This is a genomic window from Rhodomicrobium sp. R_RK_3, assembly GCF_002198715.1.
In the GTDB taxonomy this organism is placed as follows: Bacteria; Pseudomonadota; Alphaproteobacteria; order Rhizobiales; family Rhodomicrobiaceae; genus R-RK-3.
The window spans coordinates 38,500-55,816 of record NZ_MWLK01000020.1 but is presented as its reverse complement, the minus strand read 5'-3'; the positions used below and the strand labels follow the sequence as shown (position 1 = coordinate 55,816).

Annotated in this window: 17 protein-coding genes; 6 read left to right on the top strand and 11 right to left on the bottom strand. The window is 64.6% G+C overall.

The features are described 5' to 3' along the window. Positions 1–64: 64 nt before the first annotated feature. The 3 genes from BLEFHOIH_RS10880 to BLEFHOIH_RS10870 form a co-directional block, all read right to left on the bottom strand. Positions 65–1,798 carry an iron ABC transporter permease gene (locus tag BLEFHOIH_RS10880; RefSeq protein WP_245296967.1) on the bottom strand — a complete coding sequence of 578 codons (1,734 nt, stop codon included), beginning with the start codon at positions 1,796–1,798 and terminating at the stop codon, positions 65–67. Between the two features lie 321 nt (positions 1,799–2,119). Beyond that, complete coding sequence (locus BLEFHOIH_RS10875) at positions 2,120–2,512, bottom strand: nuclear transport factor 2 family protein (RefSeq protein ID WP_088345291.1); 393 nt, start codon at positions 2,510–2,512, stop codon at positions 2,120–2,122. A 132-nt stretch (positions 2,513–2,644) separates the two neighbouring features. Then, positions 2,645–3,460, bottom strand: coding sequence for an alpha/beta hydrolase (locus BLEFHOIH_RS10870; protein WP_245296968.1), 816 nt, complete (start codon positions 3,458–3,460; stop codon positions 2,645–2,647). A gap of 488 nt (positions 3,461–3,948) precedes the next feature. Here BLEFHOIH_RS10870 and BLEFHOIH_RS10865 point away from each other — a divergent pair, with 488 nt between their 5' ends. The 3 genes from BLEFHOIH_RS10865 to BLEFHOIH_RS10855 all read left to right on the top strand — a co-directional run bounded on the left by BLEFHOIH_RS10865 (position 3,949) and on the right by BLEFHOIH_RS10855 (position 6,660). After that, positions 3,949–4,860 (top strand): LysR substrate-binding domain-containing protein, encoded by a 912-nt coding sequence (locus BLEFHOIH_RS10865; protein ID WP_088345287.1) that lies wholly within the window; start codon positions 3,949–3,951, stop codon positions 4,858–4,860. Between the two features lie 510 nt (positions 4,861–5,370). Beyond that, complete coding sequence (locus BLEFHOIH_RS10860; protein WP_088345285.1) at positions 5,371–6,045, top strand: AraC family transcriptional regulator; 675 nt, start codon at positions 5,371–5,373, stop codon at positions 6,043–6,045. 39 nt (positions 6,046–6,084) lie between these two features. Further along, positions 6,085–6,660 (top strand): isochorismatase family protein, encoded by a 576-nt coding sequence (locus BLEFHOIH_RS10855; RefSeq protein ID WP_088345283.1) that lies wholly within the window; start codon positions 6,085–6,087, stop codon positions 6,658–6,660. An 88-nt stretch (positions 6,661–6,748) separates the two neighbouring features. Here BLEFHOIH_RS10855 and BLEFHOIH_RS10850 read toward each other — a convergent pair whose 3' ends face one another. The 5 genes from BLEFHOIH_RS10850 to BLEFHOIH_RS10830 all read right to left on the bottom strand — a co-directional run bounded on the left by BLEFHOIH_RS10850 (position 6,749) and on the right by BLEFHOIH_RS10830 (position 10,800). Continuing rightward, the gene (locus BLEFHOIH_RS10850) at positions 6,749–7,453 is read right to left on the bottom strand and encodes a nuclear transport factor 2 family protein (protein ID WP_088345282.1); all 705 of its coding nucleotides are present in this window, start codon (positions 7,451–7,453) and stop codon (positions 6,749–6,751) included. A 48-nt stretch (positions 7,454–7,501) separates the two neighbouring features. Next, positions 7,502–8,149 (bottom strand): hydrolase, encoded by a 648-nt coding sequence (locus tag BLEFHOIH_RS10845; RefSeq protein WP_088345280.1) that lies wholly within the window; start codon positions 8,147–8,149, stop codon positions 7,502–7,504. An 89-nt stretch (positions 8,150–8,238) separates the two neighbouring features. Continuing rightward, a complete protein-coding gene (locus tag BLEFHOIH_RS10840) occupies positions 8,239–9,213 on the bottom strand; it encodes an alpha/beta hydrolase (RefSeq protein WP_088345278.1) in 975 nt (324 codons plus the stop codon). Positions 9,214–9,369: 156 nt separating this feature from the next. After that, complete coding sequence (locus BLEFHOIH_RS26195) at positions 9,370–9,726, bottom strand: hypothetical protein (protein ID WP_125461659.1); 357 nt, start codon at positions 9,724–9,726, stop codon at positions 9,370–9,372. Between the two features lie 162 nt (positions 9,727–9,888). Then, the gene (locus tag BLEFHOIH_RS10830; RefSeq protein ID WP_088345274.1) at positions 9,889–10,800 is read right to left on the bottom strand and encodes a LysR family transcriptional regulator; all 912 of its coding nucleotides are present in this window, start codon (positions 10,798–10,800) and stop codon (positions 9,889–9,891) included. A gap of 180 nt (positions 10,801–10,980) precedes the next feature. On the opposite strand from BLEFHOIH_RS10830, the gene BLEFHOIH_RS10825 reads away from it, so the two are divergent. From BLEFHOIH_RS10825 to BLEFHOIH_RS10815, 3 genes are read left to right on the top strand one after another with little or no spacing between them, the layout of a single operon-like run. Further along, positions 10,981–11,613, top strand: coding sequence for a (2Fe-2S)-binding protein (locus tag BLEFHOIH_RS10825; RefSeq protein WP_088345309.1), 633 nt, complete (start codon positions 10,981–10,983; stop codon positions 11,611–11,613). 1 nt (position 11,614) lies between these two features. After that, entirely contained in the window at positions 11,615–12,610 is a 996-nt protein-coding gene (locus tag BLEFHOIH_RS10820) for a xanthine dehydrogenase family protein subunit M (protein WP_088345272.1), read from the top strand. A gap of 3 nt (positions 12,611–12,613) precedes the next feature. Continuing rightward, a complete protein-coding gene (locus BLEFHOIH_RS10815) occupies positions 12,614–14,833 on the top strand; it encodes a xanthine dehydrogenase family protein molybdopterin-binding subunit (RefSeq protein ID WP_088345270.1) in 2,220 nt (739 codons plus the stop codon). 99 nt (positions 14,834–14,932) lie between these two features. Here the strand turns inward: BLEFHOIH_RS10815 and BLEFHOIH_RS10810 are convergent, their stop codons facing one another. From BLEFHOIH_RS10810 to BLEFHOIH_RS10805, 3 genes are all read right to left on the bottom strand, one after another. Then, positions 14,933–15,862, bottom strand: a complete 930-nt coding sequence (locus BLEFHOIH_RS10810) for a glycine--tRNA ligase subunit alpha (RefSeq protein WP_245296966.1) — start codon at positions 15,860–15,862, stop codon at positions 14,933–14,935. A gap of 310 nt (positions 15,863–16,172) precedes the next feature. After that, positions 16,173–16,373 (bottom strand): hypothetical protein, encoded by a 201-nt coding sequence (locus tag BLEFHOIH_RS26190; RefSeq protein ID WP_125461658.1) that lies wholly within the window; start codon positions 16,371–16,373, stop codon positions 16,173–16,175. 39 nt (positions 16,374–16,412) lie between these two features. Further along, the gene (locus tag BLEFHOIH_RS10805; protein ID WP_088345266.1) at positions 16,413–17,276 is read right to left on the bottom strand and encodes a S49 family peptidase; all 864 of its coding nucleotides are present in this window, start codon (positions 17,274–17,276) and stop codon (positions 16,413–16,415) included. Positions 17,277–17,317: the final 41 nt, after the last annotated feature.

Below are 17,317 nucleotides of genomic sequence, written 5' to 3'. Positions count from 1 at the left end.
GAGTGTGGTTTTACCGACTGTTGGCCTGTGATAAAGGCGCGCTTGCGGCAATGCACAAGATTCCTTACCGGGCCTCCCGGCGATCCGAGGATGTCCCATGGCTATTCTGCAACAGAGGCCGAGATTGCGTCCCCGTCAAGGCACGATGCAGCAGCAATAGCGGCACGAGGCCGACTGCGACAATTGTGAGCGCCGCCAGCGCCGAGCGCTCGAATTGCTCCTGCGAGGCGAAATTGTAGATCTGGGTCGCCAAGGTCTCGAAATTGAAGGGCCGCAGCAGCAGCGTCGCCGGCAATTCCTTCATCGCATCGACGAAGACCAGCAAGGCCGCCGCGCCGACGGCCGGCCGCAGCAGCGGCAGATGGATGTTGGCCAGCATGGCCAGAGGGCCCGAGCCCAGCGTGCGCGCGGCAGCGTCGAGATTGGGCGACAGGCGTTGCCAGCCGGCCTCGATGGCATTCAGCGCCACGGCCATGAAGCGGATGATGTAAGCAAGCAGCAGCACGAAGGCCGAGCCGGACAGAACGAGGCCGACATTCACGCCGAATTGATCGTTCAGCAGGCGGCTGACCACATTGTCCAATGCGCCGAGCGGGACGATCAGCCCGAGCGCGATCACCGTGCCGGGAATGGCATAGCCGAGGGCGGCGATGCGGATGGCGTCCGCGGCAAGGCGATTGCGGGAGACGCGCAGCGCCGCGCCGAGCACCAGCGCCAGGGCGACGACGATGCCGGCGGCGGCGGTCGAGAGCGCGAGGCTGGTTCCCGCCGCGCGGGCGTAGTCGGAAAAGCCATATTGCGCGCCTTGCGCGATGACGCCGTCGATCAGCATTCCGACCGGGACGACGAACCCCGCCACGAACGGGATCGCGCAGGCAAGCACCGCGAGCCAGCCCTTCGCCGCGCCGAGGCGGAGTTCGGGGACGGGGCGGTCGCTGCCGGCGCTATTGAAGCGGCGATGGCGGCGGCCATAGCGCTCCAGTGCGATCAGCCCGACCACGAAGACGAACATCACCAGCGCCAGTTGCGCCGCGCCCGCGAGGCTGGAGCGCTGGATCCAGGCGGCGTAGATGCTCGAGGTCAGCGTCTGCACGCCGAGATAATCGACCGCGCCGATGTCGTTGAGGGCTTCCATCAGCGCCAGCGAAACGCCCGCCGCCAGGGCCGGGCGCGCCATCGGCAAGCCGACGGCGAAGAGCGCGCCGAGGCCGGTGCGCCCAAGCGTGCGCGCGACGTCGAGCGCATGGGTGGATTGCAGGGCGAAGCTGGCCCGCGCGGTGAGGTAGACATAGGGGTAGAGCACGGCGGACATGATGAAGATGGCGCCGCCGAGCGAACGGATCTCCGGGAAGGCGTAGTCCTGGTAGCTGGTGAAGCCGAAAAGGCTACGGATGGCGGTTTGGACGGGGCCGGTATAGTCGAGGAATTCGCCGTAGCAATAGGCGGTGATGTAGGTCGGCAGGGCGAGCGGCAGGATCAGCAGCCAGTCGAACAGGCCGCGTCCGGGGAAGCGGTACATGGTGACGAGCCAGGCGGTGCCGGCGCCGGCGAGCAGGGTGAATACGGCGACGCCGGTCATCAGCAGCAGCGTTTGCCGCAAGGCGAAGGGCAGCGTGGTCGCGAGCAGATGCGGCCAGACGCCGGGCGCGGGCGCAACTGCCAGCACGGCGACGGCCGCGATGGGCAGCGCCACGATCAGGCTGATGCCGATGGCGATGACCGGGAGCAAAGCCTCGGCGCGCAGAGTGCGGGCCAGGGCGCGTGTTGGGCTCCAGCGTGCGGCGCGGGTCGCGATCACGGTCGCGCCGCCGTGGGTGGAACTGGGGCGGGGGGTGCCTTGGCGGAACCCCGGCGCGTGGAAAGCTGGCGGTACGGCCGTGGCGCAAGGATGGGGTATACCCAATCGAACCGCCCCTCTGCCCATCGGAGAGGGGCGGGTTCATACCGTGTCGAAATGCGGGGCCGCGCCAGGGTTTTCATGGCGGCAATAGAGGCTGGGACGCCCAAGGATACAAGCACATTTCTGCAAGCCCGCAATTCGTGAGCGAGCGGGACGCCGTCGCCGCGCTCCGTCATCCTGAGTGGGGCGACGGCTGGCGGCGTCGGTATCATCAGCCTGTCATTGGGCCGGGTCGATCAGGACGTAGAGCTGCTTGATCTTGCCATCCTGGAAGACAGCGACGTCGGTTCCGGAGACGGGCGCGGGCTGCCCGTTGCCGTCGAGAGCGCGCCACCGCAACAGTGCCAGACCATGGTGACCCACGGCTGGGCCGAGGGGGGAAAATTGCGTCCCCGGCGGCAGGGAATCGAGCAGCGCTCCGACCGTTTCAGATATCGCATCGAGCCCGGCGACGATGCGGCCGTCCTCATAGAGCGTGCCGTCCGGCACCCAGAACTGGTCGAGCGCTCGCCGCCGCGCGGCGGCGTCGCGTTCCCCGAAGATCTGTTCTGCATTGGCGCGCAGGACCCTGTCGTAATCGGGTCCGACGGCTTCGGATTTTTCGCTACTCAAGGCATTTCCTCCGTTTCCAAGGCCCGCGCTGACCGCAAATGGCGCGCGGGCTCGGGCTACAGGCCCCCGCGGTTTGCGCCACAGCCTCACGCGCTTGCTTCCGACGACGCTCGCTGCATGCGTGCCCTCGCGCTATTTGCGGATGAAGGCGAGTATATCCTCGTTGAGCTTATCGGCATGCGTCGTCAACATGCCGTGGGGATAGCCCTCGTAGACCTTGAGCTCGCCCATCCTGAGCAGTTCAACCGAAAGCAGCGCGGAGTTCGCGATCGGGACGACCTGATCGTCATCGCCGTGCATCACGAGAACCGGAACGCCGATCTGCTTCAGATCCTCGGTGAAGTCCGTCTCGGACCAGACCCTGATGCAGTCATAGTGCGGCTTGACGGCGCCCATCATGCCTTGGCGCCACCAATTGCGGATCGTCCCCTCGTGAACGGTTGCGCCGGGCCGGTTGAAGCCGTAGAAGGGCCCCTTCGCGACGTCGAGATAGAGCTGGGCGCGATTGCCGGCCAGCGCCTCGCGATAGCCATCGAACACCGCCACCGGCAGGCCGCCCGGGTTCTTGTCCGACTTGAGCATGACGGGCGGGATCGCTCCGACAAGGACCGCTTTGGCCACGCGGCCGGGCTTCGCGCGAGCGACGTAGCGGGTCGCCTCGCCGCCGCCGGTCGAATGCCCGATATGTACCGCGCCTCGGAGGTCGAGCCATTCGACAAGGGTGCTGACATCGGCCGCGTAGGTGTCCATGTCGGTGCCGCGTTCGGTCTGCGAGGAGCGACCGTGTCCGCGCCGGTCATGAGCGATAACGCGGAACCCCTTCGACAGGAAGAACATCAATTGCGGGTCCCACTCATCCGAACTGAGCGGCCATCCATGATGGAAAACGATTGGCTGGGCATCCCGAGATCCCCAATCCTTATAGAATATCTCGGTTCCGTCGCTCATCGTCAAGATATCGGCCATTCTGTCTCCTGCTGGTTTTGTCGCGGACACCCGTCGGGGCGGCGCAAATCATCCCCGGAGGCGGCATGATGATCGAATCCGCGGCCAGCATATTGGAACTTAGTGCCGTAATTGTCTTTTGGTATCGCCCCGGCTGTCCGCCCGGGAAATCAGCGATCGCTGCTCGAGGCTTCAAGACACGTTTTAGCCGGGAAATCCCTTGTTAATCATGTACGGAGTTTAACCGGTCTCGCGCGCCGTGCGCTAACCGGAGGAGGAATAAGCTTTGCATAAATGTCGGAAGACGTCGGCTTTTTCCGCACTCATGTCGATGTCCTGCTTTGAGCGGCTGGACAGGCACTTCGCAACATCCCGGCGGCCGCCTTGCACCCCGCGTTGCGGGGCTGTCTCATTCGATTGATAAAAACGACCGCTTACGATCGGCCGAAACCGGCGAGAACCTCAACTTGGCGTTTGATGGTTGACCGCGCATGCTGGATTTGAACGACTTCTTCTACTTTGTCCATGTCGTCGATCGGGGAGGTTTTACCGCGGCGGGCCGCACTTTAGGCATCCCGAAATCGACCCTTAGCCACCGCATCCAGCGGCTGGAAAACAGCCTCGGCTTGAGGCTGCTCAACCGGACGTCGCGCCGGTTCGGCATGACCGACGCCGGGCAGGATTTTTACCGTCACGCGGCGGCGATGCTGCGGGAAGCAGACCTCGCCGAAACGACGATCCGGCATCGGCTCGCGGAGCCGGTCGGCACGGTGCGCATCACCGCCGGCGTCGCGATGATGCAATATGCGCTGCCCGACATCATCGCCGATTTTCTGGGAAAGTATCCCAGGGTCGACATCGTTGCCCATGCCGAGGACCGCGCGGTGGACATTGTGGGCGAGAATTTTGACCTCGCCATACGCGCGCATAACGAGCCGCTTCCCGATTCGAACCTCGTGCAGCGGACGCTCGCCCCTGCCCCATGGTTCCTGTTCGCGGGGTCCGACTATCTCGACGAGAACGGAGCGCCCGAAAGCCCCCAGGACCTGCGGCACCACCCATCGCTGTTCATGATGAGAACCAACGTGCTTCCGATCTGGCGGCTTCGGCACACCGGCCAGGCCGGAAACGAAGTCGTCCTGCCGCTGACCCCAAGGCTGCTGAGCAGCGACATGGTCGGTCTTCAGCAGGCAGCGATCAAAGGGTTGGGAGTGGTGGCATTGCCCGCTTACGTCTGTAAGGCCGCCCTAAAAGCGGGAACGTTGCGACGGGTATTGCCGGACTGGGTTGCGGGCGAGGCGACCATCACCGCTCTCATTTCCCACAAACAAGGGCTTCTCCCCTCCGTACGCGCCTTTCTCGATCATCTGGCGGCGGAGTTTCCGAAAACCCGCATGCTGTAGCGCCTGACGGCCGAAACACAGCCGAGACCACCCCGCGGCACCCCGGTCGCCGTGGCCAGACGATGTTGCGCCGACCGCTGCGCCCCGATCGATCGTCCAAAATCCAACAACCCAGCTTCCCAAACCACCCGGATTTACTTGGCCTTTCCCATCATTTAAAACCGCATGGAAACAAAAACGCCCGGCAGATCGCAAGTAAGACTGATGATCATTTAGCAACGCGATCTTCCAGATCCGCCAGGAAACAGAAAATATAGCAAGAAAAGGCGGCGATATGAACGCGATCGGAAATTTATGCTTCTGAAAACTGCATAATTAATTATCGCCAGGGCGGAACCGGCTGCGCAATCGCCACGTGCATGTGCGGATGCGGGGCGGTGTCGCGGAGCCACGCTGCCGTAGGGATGACGGCATCGAGGCGGCATCGGCAGAGCGCTGCCTTCGCGGCGCTAAGGCTCCGGCACTGCCACAATCGCCCTCCGATGGGCTAAGGGTTTTGGCCAGAAAGGCATGTCTATCATACCGACTCAAACCAAAGCGATCGCCTTCTCCCACCCGGTCTCGGACATCATAGCGGAGAGTCCGTCAACCAGCGGGTCAGACAAGGATGTTGTCGGTGAGCTGCTTGCCGAGGCGCTCGCGATCCTCGACCGCGATAGCGGCACGGCGCGGCGGTATATCGAGAGCGCTCAGCGTCTGCTTCGCGCATCCGTGACCGAGCATCGTCCGAAAACCGGGCACCTCGCCGACTGGCAGGTGCGACGCGCGAAGACGTTCATCCGTGACAACCTTGAGTCCAGCTTGAGGGTCAAGACGGTTGCCCAGCTTGTCCATCTGAGCGCGAGCTATTTCTCGCGTTCCTTCAAGGCGACGACGGGCATCTCTTACTCGGAATTCGTCGCCACGGAACGGATCAACCTGGCCAAGCGGCTGCTCCTCACTACGGATGCGCCGATCTCCGAGGTGGCGTTGATTTGCGGCCTCGCCGACCAATCTCACCTGACGAGACTGTTCAGCCGCGCCGTCGGATTGCCGCCTGACGCCTGGCGCCGGCAGGTGCTGGGGAGCACGCGATTCCCCCGCCGCAGGTCCGCGCAGCGCAGGGTCTATCGCCATTGCGCCAACAATGCCGGCAACGGGTTCCTGACAAAGCCGCAGATCGCGGGCCCCCTCCGGCCTCGCTAACGAGACCCACCAAATCATGCAAAACATTGGGAGATTGCCATGCACAAGAATGTCTTCACGCCGGACAACGCGGCAATGCTGCTGATCGACCATCAGATCGGGACGATGGCCTGGACCCACTCGCACGACATCAACCTGGTCAAGGCGAATGCCGTCAAGCTGGCCAAGATTGCGGCGGGATCGGGCATTCCTGTCGTGCTGACGGTCAGCATGGAGGACCATGTCCAGGGTCCGCTGATCCCCGAACTCAAGGAGATTCTCCCGCAGGCCTACGAGAACCGGATCAAGCGGCCGGGCATCGTGAATGCGATGCACCACCCGGAATTCAACAGCGCGGTCCAGGCGCTGGGGCGCAAGAAGCTGATCGTTGCCGGCATCACCACCGAGATCTGCGTGCTATTCCCCGTCCTGCAGATGCTGGACGAAGGCTATGAGGTGCAGGTGGCCGCCGATGCTTCTGCGTCCTACACAAAATATGGCGACGATATTGCGCTCCGGCGCATGGAAAAGGCCGGCGCGACGATCATCACCCATGACCAATTGATCTCGGAGCTCGCGGTGGATTGGCGGACGCCACTCGGGCAGAAGCTCTCCGGCATTCTTGCCTACCATTGATCGCGGCGGACGAAAGAGCGCCGGAGCGCTCTTTCGTTCCGTCGCGCCTCGCGGCCGGGACGAGCCGTCCCGGCCGCGGGTTCCACCATCACTTGCCCTCGGCGGGAGCGAACATCGGATCCGAGGCGCTGACCACCTCCCGCTGCAACACATCCCAATGCTCGGCGAGCTTTCCGTGCCGGATCCGAAACAGGTCGACCACGATCTGCGGCTCGGGCGCCCAACCGCGGATGCGGCCGTGGATCGCGACCATGTCCGCCTGCGCCACGACGATGCCCGGCTCGTAAAATACAGATTTGTCGAGATTTTCGACGATCGTCCGGAGCGCCTCGCGTCCCTGCGGTATCATCGGATTGTGCTGCCGGTAATCGGAGGCATAGAAGCGCTCGACCGAGCCTGCATCGTGCCGCTGAAACAGCGCCGTCATCGCCTCGACCACGAGCGCCTTGTTCCGGCGCGGCGCGTGATCGCTGATCGCATCCGCCTTTTCGCGGACCGTCATTGTCCCTGTATTCCGGAGCAGCGTTCCGTCCGGAAGCGTGGCGTAGGAATGGACGATGCCGGCGTCGAAGTCCTGCACATTGACCACCGTCGCGCGATCCGCCTCCTGCCAGCTTACCGCGAAGATGTTGTTGCCGAGATCGACCACCTGCGTCTCGACGACTTCCTCACGCGCATAAGGACCGTCCGCGATGACGAAGCGGATTCGGTCGGCGGCCTCCAGGTGGAGGGTGACGCCGAACATCGGGTGTGAAACGTCGACGACGAGGCCGACCGGATAATATTGGCTCATTTCAAATGTCCTGTCTGATCCTGCAATGCGGCTCGCGGCGCGGCACGATCAGTCTTTAAACGGTGTCTGGAGAAGCTGCATTTCCCAGCCGAAGGCCACGCCAGTCGCCCCGCCATGCTCGACCAGAACGCCAGCCTGCCCGGCAACGAATTCCTCCCGAGCCCAGTCGCGCTGCCACTCGCCGAGCACCGCCATCCAGGTCATCGGATTGCCGCCGGCACGGATCATCCGCAGCACGCCCATGTCATGCGCCTCCCGGCTGACTCCTCCCGAGGCGTCGGTGATGAAGGTGACGTCCCATCCTTCGCCGAGGGCGGTGATGACGGTCAGCACGAGACAGATCTCGGTCCATAGCGCCGCGATAACGAGTTTCTTGCGCCCTGTCGCGCGCACCGCCTCGACGAGCCGAGGATCCTCCCAGCTATTGATCGTCGTCCGGTCGATCGGTGCCTGATCGGGATAGACCGCCTGGAGGCCGGGGACGAGCTTTCCTCCCCTTGCCGCGAGGACGGTGGTGAGGATCGTCGGCACGCCATAGACCTTCGCCGCCTTGGCGAGTGCGATGACGTTGTTGAGCACCATGCTGGGCTCATGGCTGTGAAGATTGGCGAACTGGAACGGCTGGTGGTCGATCAGCAGGAGCACGCTGTCTTCCGGCGTCAGCAATGACTCTAGTCCGTTTACTGGTGTGGTCATGGCAATCTCACTGATAAAGGGATGATGGAGTGGGACGGCCGGCGGGAAAAGGCGCCGCGCGGGAAGATGCAGAGCTCGGTTCTCCCGGATCAGGGCGTGCCCAACTTGCGGTCAAGGAAGGCGCGGATCAGCGGAGCCATTTCGTCGAGCTTGTCCTCGAGCGCGAAGTGACCGGTATCGAGAAGGTGGAATTCCGCATCCGGAAGATCGCGCAGATAGGGATGCGCCCCCGCCTCGGGAAAGATCTTGTCGTTCTTGCCCCAGACGATCAGCGTCGGCGGCTTGCGCTCGCGGAAGAACGCCTGGATTTGCGGATAGAGCGGCAGGTTGGTGCGATAGTCGTAGAACAGGTCGAGCTGGATGTCCTTGTTGCCGGGCCGGTCGAGTCCGGCCTGGTCGATGACCCAATTGTCGGGACTGATGCGCGAGAGATCCTTGACGCCGTCGGTATACTGGAACTTGGTCGTCTCCAACGTCACCAGACTGGAGAGCGCCTCCCTGCTCTTGGCCGAGCCGTCTGCCCAATAGGTCCTGATGGAATTCCAGAAGTCCGTCAGGCCCTCGTCATAGGCATTGCCGTTCTGGACGATCAGGCCGGTCACGCGTTCCGGATGTTTGAGCGCGAGCCGGTAACCGACGGGCGCACCGTAATCCATCACGTACAGGGCATATTTCTGCGCGCCAAGCTGCCCCATCAAGGCATCGACGATATCGGCGAAGTGGCCGAAACTGTAGGCGAACTTGGTATGGTCCGGCGCGTCGCTCTGGCCGAAGCCGGGATAGTCCGGCGCAATCACCCGATATGTGTCTGCAAGCTGCGGGATGAGGTTGCGGAACATATGCGACGAGGTCGGGAAGCCGTGGAGGAGCAGCACCACTGGGCCATTGGCCGGGCCGGCTTCGCGGTAGAAGATCTTAACGCCGTCGATTGTCGCGGTTCGATAGTGGACGGTGACCGGCGCCTTGGCGGCGGCGGTGGCGGCTGCGGCCGCGTTCGGCGTCGCGGAGACGGCCGCCAGGCTGGCGGCGCCCGCCAGCAGCAATGAGAAGGCAATTCGCAACATGATCTGATCTCCATTTGGGTTCCGGCGGACGGCCCGTTCAAGCTCACAGCGGGCAAACGACTCGGAGCTTGCCTTCCCGTGCCCAGCTCAAAGTCGCTTTGGGTCAGCAAAGCGATTGCCGGCGCGACAGCAGCTTTCATCGCATGCGGGTTGCCATCAGGCGGGCGAAATACTGCTGTGGACGAGCTTTAGATAATTCTCGAGTTTCTCCCGATGATCTTCCATCTGCTCGTAAAATTTGACATATCGATCGAGCAAAATTTCAGCATCCTGCTTGTCGTTACCGGACGTGCGGCAAGCGCGAAGGCGCTGATTGGCAATGCGCTCCGCCGCGCGGCTGATATAAACATCGGTCAACACGATCTGATCGCGGATCAAAGATCTAATCACGGCATACTCCAAAGTCTTGCAGTCGGCTAAGCGGCTTATGCTTGCGCACCAAGCCAACGTGCATTTTTTTGCTTTCACTGATCGCGTTGGAGGCACACAAACCGGGCAGGGTTTGATGCTCATTCCAAGCTCAACTGTGTTCGGGCTCTCCACCCGACGTCACCGGGGATATTGACGAGCCCGGACTTTGTTTTCTTGAAGCGTGGTGCCTTGTTTGAAAACTGGTGCCGGGTCGTGTCGCATTGGGCGGCGGATACGTCGCCTGCCATGCCACTGGCGGTACGGTCACCGGCGCTTCGGCGTCGATTGGTGCGGAGCCGCGGCGAACACCTCCGCCAGCCAGTCGACGAAGACACGCACGCGCTGCAACAGGAACCGGCTCTCCGGATACAGCACCCAGACCGGCATCGATGGCGGCGGCAGGCCGGGCAGCACCTCGCGCAGCACGCCCTGCCGCAGCAGATCATGCACCTTGTAGCGTGGGAGCTGGATCAGGCCGAGCCCGGCGAGCGCGGCGGCGCTGTTGATCGTCGAGCCCGTCACGGTGACGAAAGAGGGCAGCTCGATCTGCTTGACCCCGCCGCCATCGCAAAATTCGAGCGGATCGCGCTGGCCGGACGGGTGCAGATAGCCGACCATGCGATGGCCCTGCAGATCGTCCAGGGATTGCGGCATGCCGTAACGCTCCAGATAGGCCGGGGTGGCGCAGGTCAGCCACTCGAAGCATGCGACCCGCTTGCCGACCAGCCCGGAATCCGCCGGCTCGCCCGCGCGCAGCACGCAGTCGACGCCCTCCGCGACGAGGTCGATCAGCCGGTCGGTCTCGCTCAGCCGCAAGGAAATGTCCGGATAGCGCGCGACAAATCCCGGCAGGGCCGGCATCACGAAATGCTGGGCGAGCGAGCCTTGCAGGTCGGCGCGCAGCGGCCCTTGCGGCGTGACATGCCGGAACGCCCCTTCCGTTTCGTCGAAATCGGCCAGCAGCCGGAGGCAGCGCTCGTAAAAATCGATGCCATCCGCCGTTGGCCGAACCTGGCGCGTGGTGCGGTCGAGGAGGCGGGTGCCCAGCCGTGCCTCCAACTGCCTGATCGCATAGGTGACGCTCGGTTTGGGGATGCCGAGGTCGCGAGCCGCCTGTGCGAAGCTGCGCCGCTCGACGATCCGGGTAAACAGCCGCATGGCATCAAGTCGATCCATTTCGCATCCCCGGCTCGGCTCCGCTGTTGAGATTTTTAGAATGGTCCGTTTAAGTCTTAACTCTCGAACTATTTGGGCGGTCAGTTATTTCTTTGGGGAGCAGCGTTCAAGAAGGCCGCTCGAGAAAGCGGCGGCCTCTGCTGTTGTGCGATGGAAACCTCGTCAGACAACGGAGCGATGATGGAAGATCAACAGCCCCGCCCGCCAGCGCATCGTTTTGGGGGAGAACTGACCCGGCGCGAAGTGGTCGCCGCTGCGGGCGCGGTGCCGCTCGCCGCGATGCTGCCCACCGCCGCCGCAGCCCAGTCTCACCTAGCCGGGCGCACCGGCCATAATGAGGCGACGGTCACGGTCCGGACGGTCATCAACGGCACGCCGCGCCACCTGGAACTGGACCCCCGCGCTTCCCTGCTCGACGTGCTGCGCGAGCAGCTTGCGCTGACCGGCGCCAAGAAAGGCTGCGATCATGGCCAATGCGGCGCCTGCACCGTGCATATCGATGGCCGCCGCGTCGTCTCCTGCCTGACGCCAGCCGTGCAGACCGACGGCGCGGAGGTGACGACCATCGAGGGCATCGCGCCCGATGACCAGCTTCATCCGATGCAGCAGGCCTTCATCGATCATGACGCGCTGCAATGCGGCTACTGCACGCCCGGCCAGATCATGGCCGCCATCGCCTGCGTGCAGGAGGGCCATGCCACGAGCCGCGAGCAGATCCGCGAATATATGAGCGGCAATATCTGCCGCTGCGGCGCCTATGTCGGCATCGTCGCCGCCATCGAGGACGCCGCCCCCAAGATGCGGAGGGCCTGACATGCAGCCCTTCAGCTATTCTCGTGCCCGCACGGCCGCCGAGGCGGTCGAGGCAATCGCCGCAGGCGGCCAGGGCACGCGCTTCCTGGCCGGCGGCACCACGCTTTACGATTTGATGAAGCTGAATGTCGAGGCGCCGCGCCGCGTGGTCGATGTCTCCGGCCTCGACGAACTCGCCGATTTCGATACATCCGGCGAGAGCGAACTGGTGTTCGGCGCGCTCGCCAAAATGAGCGACGTCGCCAGTGACGAGCGCCTCATCCGCGACTACCCGGCTTTGTCCGAGTCGCTCTGGAAGGCGGCCTCGCAGCAGCTCCGCAACATGGCGAGCCTCGGCGGCAACCTGCTCCAGCGCACGCGCTGCGCCTATTTCCGCTTCGGCGAACCCTTCCAGTGCAACAAGCGCAAGCCCGGCAGCGGCTGCGCCGCCATCGGCGGCATCGACCGGGGCCACGCTTTGCTCGGCGGCAGCGAGCATTGCATCGCCACCTATCCCGGCGACTGGGCCGTCGCGCTCGCTGCCTTCGACGCGGTGGTCGACGTGCTCGGGCCGAAGGGGCGGCGCAGCATCCCCTTGCAGGAGCTCCACCGCGAGCCGGGCGACAGCCCGGATATCGAGACAACGCTTGCCCCGGACGAGCTGATCCTGCGCATCCGCGTGCCGGCGACGGATGCCGGTCGCGCGTCGACCTATCACAAGATCCGCGACCGGGAATCCTATGCCTTCGCGCTTGCCTCGGCGGCGGTTGCCGTCGCTTTCGAGGACGGCGCGGTCAGCGAGGCGCGCATCGCCATCGGCGGCCTCGCCACCCGGCCATGGCGCGCGTTCGAGGCGGAGCGGTCGCTGATCGGCAAGCCGCTGACCGAGGAGGCCGCGAAGGCGGCCGGCGCGCGGGCGCTCGAGGGCGCAAAACCCGGCCATCACAATGCATTCCGCATCGAACTCGGCGCGCGCACCGTCGCCGATGCGCTGATGATCGCCAAAGCGAGGGCCTAATCCATGTCCGCAGCCCCTTTCCCCAATACCGCGCGCGTCGACGCGTTCGACAAGGTGCGCGGCGCGGCCCGCTACGGCGCCGACCGCAGCCCGCCCGGCATGCTGCACGCGGCGCTCGCGACCGCCACCATCGGCAAGGGCCGGATCGAGAGCATCGACACCAGCGCCGCCCGCGCGGTGCCCGGCGTCCGCCTCGTGTTGACGCATGAGGATCTGGCCTCCGAAATCAAGCCGGCGGGCTATCTGATGGCCGGCGGCTATGCCTCGAACGGCCTGCAGCCGATGATCGCGCCGGAGATTGCCTGGCGCGGCCAGCCGATCGCCATCGTCGTCGCCGATACGCTGCCTGCCGCCATCGAAGCGGCGGCGCTCGTCCGCGCCAGCTTCGCGGTCGAGCCGATCGCCGTGGAGCTGTCGGCGGAGGGGACGCAGACCGTGGTGCAGTCGGAATCGCAGCTTCCGAAGCCGATGTATGAGGACATCGTGGCGGGCGACGCGGACAAGGCGTTCGCCGAAGCGGCCGTCCAGGTGGACGCCGTCTTCACCACCCCGGCTCAGCATCAGAACCCGATCGAGCTGGTCGGCACCGTGGCCGAGTGGAAGGACGGCACGCTCATCATCCACGAGGGCACGCAAAATGCCGAGGCCATGCGGCACGGCCTTGCCCGCCAGCTCGGCCTGACGCCGGAGCAGGTGCAGATCGTCTCCCCCTATTGCGGCGGCGGCTTTGGGCAGAAGAACTCGCTGCAGATCTATACCCCGCTGGCGGCCGTCGCCGCGCGGCGGGTCGATCGGCCCGTGAAACTGGTGGTGCCGCGCGCGGCGGTGTTCCACAATTCCAGCTTCCGCCCGGCCAGCCGCCACCGCTTCCGCCTCGGCGCGGACAAGAGCGGCAAGCTGATCGCCGCCATCCATGAAACCGACTCCCAGTCCTCGCGGCACGACCTGTTTCCGACGCTCTATGCCGAGACCACCGGGCATATGTACGCGATCGACAATTTTCGCGGCCGGGAGCGGCTGGTGCGCACCGACACGCAGGCGCCCGGCTATATGCGCGCGCCCTTCGAGCACGTGGCCGCTTTCACCATGGAGAGCTGCATCGATGAGATGGCCTATGCGCTCGGCAAGGACCCGGTGGCGCTGCGGCTCGCCAATGACGCGTACGCCGATCCGATCAGCAAAAAACCATTCTCCTCGCGCCATCTGGCGGAATGCCTGACGCGCGGCGCCGCGATGTTCGGCTGGGACAAGCGGCAGATGGCGCCGGGCTCTATGCGCGCGCCCGACGGCACCCAGATCGGCTGGGGCGTCGCGGCGGGCTCGTACAAGGCGGCGACGGCCCCCGCCATCGCACGGCTCACGCTGACCGATCAGGGCCGGGCAATCATCAATGTCGGCGTGCACGAGATGGGCCAGGGCATTCGCACCGCGCTGTCGAATGTCGTCGCGGCCAAGCTCGGCATCGCGCCCGAGCTTGTCGAGGCTGAGATCGGCGTCACCGGCGCATCGCCGCAGCATCTGACCGCCGGCTCCTGGGGCACGGCGACCGCCGTGCCGGCCGCGAGCGAGGCGGCGGACGCCATGCTGAAGGCGCTCGCCGAGCTCGGCCAGAGCGACGCCGCCGGCCGCAAGCCCGCCGAACTGCTCAAGGCCGCCGGCCGGCCGTCGCTGAGCGTCGAGATCCGCCGCAAGGCGCCCGGCCATCCCGACCAGATTTTCGGCCGCCTCGCCTCGGGCCTGCCTTCGGCGATGGGACCGGCCTATCCCGAATATGTCAGCTTCAGCTATATCGCCCATTTCGTCGAGGTGCGGATCGAGCCGGGCACCCGCCGCATCCGCGTTCCGCGCGTCGTCAGCGTCGTGGATTGCGGGCGCGTGGTCAGCCCGCGCACCGCGACGAGCCAGGTCCAGGGCGGCGTGGTCTGGGGCATCGGCGCGGCGCTGCGCGAGGCGAGCGAGGTCGATCCGCGCTTCGGCGGCTTCCTCAATGCCGACATCGCCGAATATGTGGTGCCGGTGAACGCCGATATCGGCTCCATCGAGGTCGGCTTCATCGACAAGCCCGATCCGCGCTTGAATGAGGTCGGGGTGAAGGGCCTCGGCGAGGTGGTGATGGTCGGCGTCGCGCCCGCCATCGCCAACGCGATCTTTCACGCCACCGGCAAGCGCCTTCGCGACCTGCCCATCCGCATCGAGCATGTGCTCGATAAGGGCGATTTGTAGAGTCTCGCTACGTCGCGGACGCAGATCAGCACGCACTGCGGCAAGTGGAGAGGCGAGTAGGCCCCGGCTCTGACGGCCGGGGCGACGGCGATTCGGATGTCAGCGCGCGCCGCCGCCTTCGGTCTGGAGCCAGGCGGCGCAGCAGGCTTTCGCCAGATCGCGCACGCGCAAAATATAGCTCTGGCGCTCGGTGACGGAGATCACGCCGCGCGCGTCGAGCAGGTTGAAGATGTGCGACGCCTTGATGGCCTGGTCATAGGCCGGCAGCGCCATGTGGTGGCGCTGTTCATTGGCGCCCGGGACCGGCGCACCTGCGGCGAGCAGCGCCTGGCACTCCTTCTCGGCGTCGCGGAAGCGCTGCAGCAGCATGTCCGTATCGGCGAACTCGAAATTGTAGCGCGAGAATTCCTGCTCGGCCTGCAGGAAGACGTCGCCGTAGAGCACTTTCTTATCGTCGTCGCGACCGTTGAAATTCAAATCATAGACGCGGTCGACGCCCTGGCAGTACATCGCCAACCGCTCCAGCCCATAGGTCAGCTCGCCCGAGACAGGGTCGCAATCGAAGCCGCCGACCTGCTGGAAATAGGTGAATTGCGAAACTTCCATGCCGTCGCACCAGACCTCCCAGCCGAGCCCCCAGGCGCCGAGCGTCGGGCTCTCCCAATCGTCCTCGACGAAGCGGATGTCGTGATTGTTCGGGTCGATGCCGATCTTATACAGGCTTTGCAGATAGAGATCCTGGATGTCGGCCGGCGACGGTTTCAGGATGGCCTGGAATTGGTAATAATGCTGGAGCCGGTTCGGGTTTTCGCCGTAGCGCCCATCCTTGGGGCGGCGCGAGGGCTGCACATAGGCGGCGCGCCAGGGTTTCGGCCCGAGCGAGCGCAGCGTCGTCGCCGGGTGAAAGGTACCCGCGCCGACCTCCATGTCATAGGGCTGCAGGATGACGCAGCCTTGCGCGGCCCAGAAATGCTGCAGCGTGAGGATCAGGTCCTGAAAAGATTTGTCGGGGCGTAAAATGCCGCCCACAGCAGGCTCGTCACCGGACGTCGACGGCGTTCCGGACGGCTGGGGCAGAGGCTTCTTCTTTTGCGGAGAGGATTTTGCCAAAGGCTGCGCCTTGCTTGATGCAGCTTGGGATTTCACAGGATTCATGGAAATGGCCGCGCCGATTAAACCAGCGCGAACCCTAAAACGGGTCGCAAGCGGGGGTCAAGGACGGTCATCCCATGCGCCCGGGAAACCCCGGCTTTCAACGCGCTGCGCAATCGCAGATAACAGCGCTGCGGACGTGGAAAGGCGAGGCGCTAGCTGCGCCGCGCCATCCTTTGATCGCAGATCAATCCGCGACCGGGTAATAATGCCCCGTTTCGGCATCGAAACGCAGTTTTGCCGGCTGCCCGTTGCGGGCACGAGCCAGACTGCGCTGCGTGCGGCGCATTTCGTCGTCCACGCGGGCGACTTCACGCTTGAACCAGCGGCGGGCGGCGAACACCAGAGCCGCGCACATGGCGGCAACAACCAATAATTGCGACATCATCAAACACCTCACAGACGCACTACACATGGGTACGCGCGGCTAAAAACCAAATCTTGCCCAGATCGCTCTCGCTTCGATGGCCGAAATCGCCTCCTCGGCGAGCCCGCCGGCGGAGAATCCAGCCATGGAAGCGTTCAAGGCCGACAGCACGCCGGGACTGCGCCGGCGGAACAGGCCGCGCTCGGAAGACACCAGCCGAAGCCGGACGCTCTTGCCGTAGCGCTCTCGCATTTTCGTCCTGACGTCATTTAAGCCGTCGACGAGGCCAAGCTCAAGGGCGCGGCGGCCGGCCCAAAACTCGCCTGTGAACAACTGGTCGCCGGCGGCAGCGATGCGGTCGCCGCGGCGCTCGCGGACAAGGGCGATGAAATCCTCGTGGATGTCGGCCTGAAGCGCCTTCAGCCGGATGACGTCGTCCGGGTTTTCCGGCTGGAAACTGTCCAGCGCCATCTTCTTCTCGCCAGACGTGTGGACGCGCCGTTCCACACCGATCTTGTTGATGAGATCGACGAAGCCGAAGCCGGCGAAGATCACCCCGATCGAGCCGACAATGGAGGAGCTGTCGGCATAGATCTCGTCGCCCGCGCACAGGATCATGTAGCCGCCCGAGGCCGCAACATCCTCGGCAAACATATAGACTCGCACGTTTTTCTCCCGCGCCAGATCGCGGATGCGCTGGAAGATCTGGCGTGATTGCACCGGCGAGCCGCCGGGCGAGTTCACCTGGATGGCGATGGCGTCGTCGGCGAGCGCGAAGGCCCGGTCAAGGGTGGTCGCGACATTGGCCAGCGAGAGGCCCTGACGCAGGGGCGTGCCGGCGCCGATGACACCGGTCAGCCGCACGACCGGCACCACGGGGCCGCGTTTGAAAAGGCGCTTAAGTCTAGTGATGGGATTGATCATGGAAATCGTGGTCAGGGTCCGAAGTGAAGATGGGGGTAAAC